Below are 6,280 nucleotides of genomic sequence, written 5' to 3'. Positions count from 1 at the left end.
ATGCGCATTCTCAGGGCATTCCGCCCGCGTCTGATCGGCAGCACCCTCACCGGGCACATCCGCCACGGCTCCGACATCGATCTGCATGTGTTTTCCGACAGCGTCGATGCCGTCGCCGGGGCGATCGAGGCCGAGGGGCATGTGTTCGAGGTGCAGCGGAAACGCGTCCGCAAGCATGAAGAGGAGCGGATTTACACGCATATCCACGTGCAGGACCGGTTCCCATTCGAGATCACGCTCTACGCCTCCGATATGGCTCATTATGTGTTCACCAGTTCGATCACCGGCAAGGCGATCGAACGGGCCAGCATTGCCGAGCTGGAGGAATTCCTGCGGGCCGAGTATCCGGGGATCGAGCTGGACGCGGCAGTGATCGAGGCCGAGAGCAAGGTGGATCGGTTCCAAATCTATCAGATGCTCTTGTTGCCGCTCGAGCGGGTAAAGCAGAATCCGCTGCATCATCCGGAAGGGGACATGCTCTATCACAGCCTTCAAGTGTTCGATCTCGCCCGCGACGCCCAGCCTTACGACGAGGAATTCCTGCTGGCGGCCCTATTGCACGACGTCGGAAAGGCCATCGACCCGCGCGAGCACGTGGCCGCGGCGCTCGAGGCGCTCGAGGGATACATCACGCCGCGCACCTCCTGGCTAATCGAGCACCACATGGAAGCGCATGCGCTCGTCGATGGAACGCTCGGCGCTCGCGCGCGGCGACGATTGGAAGAGAACGAAAGCTTCGACGATCTCGTGCTGTTGGGCCAATGCGATCGGCGCGGACGGCAGAAGGCGGTCGAAGCGCCCGAACTGGAAGAAGCGCTCGACTATCTGCGCGAGCTAGCGCGAACATGCGGCGAGTAACGAGACGCGAGCCATATGTGCGCGGGTGCCATGTCCACGCTCGCGCCGATGGGAATTGAATGCCGTTTCCGCTCAACGCGAGCGTGGGCATGATCTTGGTCATTGCCTCAGACGACATGCCCACGCGACCCGCGGAGCGACATGCCCACGCCGACCCGCTGGCGCGAGTGCCCCGCATGGGCATGGCACCGGTCACTTGGCTCTTCGCCGACGCAGCGCGAATAATCCGCTGCCGGCAAGACCGAGGCCCATCAACACCAACGACGACGGTTCGGGAACGAAGTTGTCCATCGGATCCGCCGTGCCTGCCGCCTCGGATTGAAACATCGAATCGACCTGATCGATCGTCATAGGGCTGGTTGGATCAAACCAAGTGGCCTGGTCGATGACACCCGTTTCGGTATCGATCAACTCGAAGCCGGTGACGTCACTGGTCCCGCCATTTCCTTCGTAGGGAACGAGCCAATCCCCTTCCGAACCGGTGTCGCCGGGCATCGGCATAAACATTTCGTGATTCGGGTCAAAACTACCGTTCTGGAAGCCGGGCTCTGTGCTGAGGTTCGCCGTGGTGGCGAGATCGGTCGTGGCATCGACATCGGCCTGGGGACCCGTCGCCGCCGGGCCCGCCGGGATCGTCGGAATGCTGTAGTCGCCGCCGGTGTCGGGAAGTTCCGGCCCTTGCGGCTCGACCTCGATCATGTAGCCGTTGCCAAGACCCGCATTCGAAGAATTCGGCGCCGGAGTAAAGTTGTTGAACCACGCGCCGAGCCGTTGTCCGCCGCCGGCTCGGTTGTCATATCCGTATCGCAAATAGGTGTTGATGCCGAGCCCACGATTCGCCTGGTTCTGCGAAGTGGCGTAACCCGTCCAGGGATCGCGGATGAAAAACCCGTTGATGTAGGTCGTGCCCGCGACAGTCGAAGTCGCCACGCCGTTGACGTCGATCCAATGCCCGCCGTGGTTGACCGACACGCTCGCCGGAACGCCGTAAGCGATCAATGCCGCGGCGACGGTGCTGCTGGCCTGGTTAGCGTAGAATATCGTGGACGGGAATGTGTTCCCGCCATACGCGGCGTATTGGTGATTGCCGTTGACCCCAGCGTTTCCCGAAAGGGCCGAGACAGCCGCGTTGTTCGCATTGGTCGGGTTGTCGATCGCGTTCAGGCCGTTGCGAAAACCAATCGGATCGGTCCCCGGCCCATAGGCTGGATTATTGTAGATCGAGAAGCCGCCGTATTCCGTGCTCTTAGCGGCAAACGCACCTCCATGCACCAGGCTGTAGATCGAGGCCTGCGCGCCAGCGTTGGGAGTGTTCGGAAATGGATTCGGTGCTACCGAACCGCCGTCCCCCGCGGCCAACAGACTGGTGACATTCGGATTAAAGCTCGGCGAAGCCCCGTTCGTCGTCAGCGGCGTGTCGAGCATCATCTCCATCGATGCCGCGCCGCAGAAGTAGTTGGTCACCTGAAAATGATATCCATTGGCGATGTAGGTGACGGCCGCCCGGACTTGGGCGGGCGAAGCCAGAGAGGCGACCACAATCAGGGCAAGAATCGCTCGCAAAGCGTTGATGCGGCGCATGGATATAATCTTCATGAGCATCCTCCGGAAGTGGCTGCCTGGATGGCCGATCAGTCTGACGGGGCGAAGGGGGGTTATCCTCCCACTTTCCGCCAGCATAACGGCAGCTTCGGCAAGGTCAAGCAAATTGCGCGACAAAGAGAAAAAACACGCGCAATCGCGACAAAAGCAAACGATTGCCAACGCAGCTCATCCGAAAATCCGGTCGCGACGGGCCTTGTTATAAGCCAACTTTTCGGCTTGCGTCATTTTCGAGAAATCCGGCAGAACCGAATCAGATGAAGCGGAGATCGCGCCGGGCGAATTCTGTGCCGCCGATGATCGCATGTCGTGGCAATGGCAGGAGTTTGAATCGGAGCCGCCGCAGTCGCAATCTTGGGCGGCCTCCTGGTCCATCCGCCGGCTTACGCCGGGCGGCTCGTGATTGTTTTGTACTTTGTACTTCGAACTTCGTCCTTGGCTTCCGCCGTAGCTCATCACGTTCGTCTGCAACACGAGATCGTCATCGAGCGAGCGATGCGGACGAATCTTGAGTTGTTGCAAGACGCCGTGGTAAGCCCGCACCGCTTCCTCAGGCGAGACCCGCCCCTCGATGATCAGCCGCAGGAATTCGATGAATGCCAATTGGCATTCGGCATGGTTGATCTTCCGGCCGTAGAGCGCGGCGCGGGCGCCGTACTTCTGCGCCTCGGCTAGTAGTTTGAAGGCGTCGTAGGTCGTCCCCGCCGCGCCGCCGAGGATGCCGACGACCAAATGCGGGTCGTATGCTACCAGCTCCTCAAGCGCCTTCGGCCCATGATAGACGATCTTGAGAAACACCGGCCGGCCGGCCTGAGGAACGCCTGCCAGGGTTCGCGCAATATGATCGTTGACGAACCCGGGAATCTGATCCGGATCGAGATCATTCGGAGCGTTGGGGTCGAACACCTCCAGGAAATGGCGAAAGCCTTTCGACTCGGCCTCGGCGCGGAAGCGGCCGTATTCTTCCAGCGTGCGCAGGTCGTCGTCGAGCCGATTGTTGAACGTGACGCTGTACAGGCCCAGATTCGCGCCGCGGATTCGCTCGGCCGGCTGGCAATCGACGTGGCCGCATTGAATGTGGTCGAGCGTGGCAGAGCGGAACGGTTTTGTCGGCGGCTCGAGGTAATGCCCGCCGCGGACCACGAACACGTCGCTGGCGTCGTTGGCCCGCGCGGCCGGCGTGACGTGGCTGGTGTCGAACAGCCGCTCGCCGATCGTGAGCAGATCGCTGGTGCTGGCCGACATCAGCACGATATCGACGACACCTTGCCGCACCACCTGGCGAATCTGCTCGCGATATTCGGCGAGTGTCCGCAGCCGCCCCTCGCCGGCATGCATCTCGGGCGACTTGCCCGGCGCGCCGATCCCAAAGGCCATGTCGGCATCCTTCGCGTCGGCCAAGATGAAATCCTTCGCCCCCGACGGATCGGCATGGATCGCGGCGAGCTTTTGGTCGAGGGACTTCATCGTCGTGCTTTCAACACGGTGTCAAGCGTCTGCCGCAGCACGCTCCCGCTCTGGCGCAGGGCTTGCAACTCTTTGGGCCAGAGGTCGATTTCGCGAGTGCCGAGAACGCCTTGCCGGCCGACGATCGCGGGAACGCTGATCGCCACATCGCGCAGGCCATAGCAGCCGCTTTGCACGCTCGATACGGGCAACACACGGCGGCGATCGAGGGCGATCGTTTCGACCACCTCTTGAATCGCCAGGCCGACGGCAAAGCCCGCCCCGCCTTTCTTCTTAATCACTTCGGCGCCCGAGCCTTTGGTGCGCGCGAAGAGTTCGCCGGCCAATTGGTTGGTCCAACCAGGATACTTGTCGAGCGGCAGTCCCGCGATCGTCGCGCTCGACCAGATTGGCACCATGCTGTCGCCATGCTCGCCGAGGATAAGAGCGGAGACTTGCGTCGGCGGCGCGGCGAGCCGCTCGGCGATCAGCGCGCGAAAGCGGATTGTGTCGAGCTGCGTGCCGAGGCCGATCACGCGGCTCGGCGGCAGATCGAGCACTTTCGCGGCGAGATACGTAAGCACATCGACCGGATTGGAGACGACCAGCACGATCGCGTCAGATTTGAGAGCGGCTTTCTTGATCTCACCAAGGATGCCAAGGAACAGCTCGACATTGCGGTTGATCAAATCGAGCCGGCTTTCGTCCGGTTTGCGCCGCAAGCCGGCCGTGATGCAGATCAGGTCGCTGTCGGGAATCTGCTCGTAGCCGCCGGAGCGGATCACCTGGTCCGCCGTCAATGCGGAACCGTGCAATAGATCGAGCGCTTGGCCGGCGGCCAATTCGGCGTTCGCATCCACGAGAGCAATCTCGCGCACGATCCGGCCCGTTTGCAGGGCAAACGCCGTGCAGGAGCCAACCAAACCGCCGCCGCCGATGATGCTGACTTTCATGGGAAAGTTCTGGAGACGATTTCAACTCAATAACTTCCGACGCTGGCAGCGTCGGCCACGTGGGCGACGCTGCCAGCGTCGCAAGGCCGGGTTCTCATTTCCCGGCTTGGGTGAGCGCTGCCATGACGCGATCGGTAATCGCTCTAATCAACTGCTCCTGATCGGCGCTCACGGCTTGCTTTCCGTTAATGGCATGCGCGCCGCTGGCCGGCTTTGCCGCGGACGGCGGCCGCATCGCCGGAGGCGGCTCGAACGCGCGGCGCTCGATGCCGCAATCCTGCCAACTGTCGCGGAAAACGTCGTTCGCGCAGATGTCACAGTTTTTCATTTCCGGCTCGAGCCGCGGGTCCGTGAAGCCCCATTTCTGCTTGAGGTCGAGCAGCTCGCGCGTTTTCTGCTCGGTGAAATAGTTGACTTTGCCGAGATCGCGGGCCAGCATCAGGATGCGGCAATAGGCGTCGAGAATCTCGGTCCACCAATAGGCCCTCTCGACCGTCTCGCCGTAGCTGACGGTGCCGTGGTTGGCCAGGATGATCACATTCGCCTTCTTGACGAACGGCAAGATCGTTTCGGCAAACTCCTGCCCGCCCGGCGTCTCGTACTTCGTGATCGGCACGTCTCCTAAAAAGACTTCAACCTCGGGGAGCACGCATTGTGGAATCGGCTCGCGGGCGACGGCGAAGGCCGTGGCGTGCGGCGGATGGCAATGCACGACGCTCTTCACCTCCGGCCGCTCCTTCATGATTGCCAGATGCAGACGAATCTCGCTCGTTCGCTTGCGGACGCCGGCCAGTTGGTTCGCCTCCATATCGACGATGCAAAGATCGGCGGGCTTGATGAAGCCCTTGCAGATCATCGTCGGTGTGCAGAGTACCTCGTTTTCGCTGAGGCGATAGCTGATGTTGCCGTCGTTGCCCGCGGCGAAGCCCTTGGCGTAAATCCGCCGGCCGATATCGCAGATTTCTTCTTTGAGTTTGTGCAGATTCACGGTTCGATTCCTTTCCACAGATCAATGTTGTCGAGGATGGCGGCGTTGTAAGCGTCGACCGGCTTGATCTCGGGGCGAAATGGCTGAGCAGCTTCTGCCCCTTCGCTGATCGCGATCTGGCTGCCGATCCCGGCCCCAAGTTCGTCGTACACCACGAATTCCTCGGCGACCTCTTGATAGTTGCCCGTCAAATTGGCAAGCGAGAGCGGCACCGCCAGCCGATACGAAGCGGCCCGCAAGCTCGGGTGCGAGCGACTGAGCGTGACCGTGCCGATGACCGTTCCGATTCGCATAGCGACCTTATGACAAACGTCCAATGCTGGGACTGGGCCTTCAATTCTGATTCGACGGGTGCCATGGCCACTGCTCTGAGTGGCCACGCGCCAACACAGTCCATGCCCGCGCCGAGCCGTGGACATGGCACCCAAAGCAT

General features: G+C 61.5%; 6 protein-coding genes. 1 reads left to right on the top strand and 5 read right to left on the bottom strand.

Annotation, left to right across the window (positions count from 1 at the left end; translation table 11 throughout):
• Positions 1 to 858: HD domain-containing protein (locus tag VGY55_14430; protein HEV2971167.1), on the top strand; the 858-nt coding region annotated here is incomplete at its 5' end.
• 192 nt (positions 859 to 1,050) lie between these two features.
• On the opposite strand, the gene VGY55_14425 is transcribed toward VGY55_14430, so the two are convergent.
• From VGY55_14425 to VGY55_14405, 5 genes are all read right to left on the bottom strand, one after another.
• Complete coding sequence (locus tag VGY55_14425; GenBank protein HEV2971166.1) at positions 1,051 to 2,454, bottom strand: PEP-CTERM sorting domain-containing protein; 1,404 nt, start codon at positions 2,452 to 2,454, stop codon at positions 1,051 to 1,053.
• 174 nt (positions 2,455 to 2,628) lie between these two features.
• Positions 2,629 to 3,927, bottom strand: coding sequence for a hypothetical protein (locus tag VGY55_14420; protein HEV2971165.1), 1,299 nt, complete (start codon positions 3,925 to 3,927; stop codon positions 2,629 to 2,631).
• On the bottom strand, positions 3,924 to 4,859 hold the full coding sequence (locus VGY55_14415; GenBank protein ID HEV2971164.1) for a lactate/malate dehydrogenase family protein: 936 nt from the start codon (positions 4,857 to 4,859) through the stop codon (positions 3,924 to 3,926). The genes VGY55_14420 and VGY55_14415 overlap by 4 nt, the downstream gene beginning before the upstream one ends.
• 94 nt (positions 4,860 to 4,953) lie before the next feature.
• Positions 4,954 to 5,847 carry a class II aldolase/adducin family protein gene (locus tag VGY55_14410; GenBank protein ID HEV2971163.1) on the bottom strand — a complete coding sequence of 298 codons (894 nt, stop codon included), beginning with the start codon at positions 5,845 to 5,847 and terminating at the stop codon, positions 4,954 to 4,956.
• Positions 5,844 to 6,140 carry a EutN/CcmL family microcompartment protein gene (locus VGY55_14405; protein ID HEV2971162.1) on the bottom strand — a complete coding sequence of 99 codons (297 nt, stop codon included), beginning with the start codon at positions 6,138 to 6,140 and terminating at the stop codon, positions 5,844 to 5,846. The genes VGY55_14410 and VGY55_14405 overlap by 4 nt, the downstream gene beginning before the upstream one ends.
• Positions 6,141 to 6,280: the final 140 nt, after the last annotated feature.

This window comes from Pirellulales bacterium, assembly GCA_035939775.1.
Taxonomy (GTDB): Bacteria; Planctomycetota; Planctomycetia; order Pirellulales; family DATAWG01; genus DASZFO01.
The sequence above is the reverse complement of the archived record's forward strand: the minus strand, read 5'-3'. Positions and strand labels throughout refer to the sequence as shown.

Excerpts from the sequence above, each read along its gene's own strand:
- VGY55_14415 (HEV2971164.1), bottom strand. The coding sequence starts at position 4,859 with ATGAAAGTCAGCATCATCGGCGGCGGCGGTTTGGTTGGCTCCTGCACG.
- VGY55_14425 (HEV2971166.1), bottom strand. The coding sequence starts at position 2,454 with ATGAAGATTATATCCATGCGCCGCATCAACGCTTTGCGAGCGATTCTT.
- VGY55_14420 (HEV2971165.1), bottom strand. The coding sequence starts at position 3,927 with ATGAAGTCCCTCGACCAAAAGCTCGCCGCGATCCATGCCGATCCGTCG.
- VGY55_14405 (HEV2971162.1), bottom strand. The coding sequence starts at position 6,140 with ATGCGAATCGGAACGGTCATCGGCACGGTCACGCTCAGTCGCTCGCAC.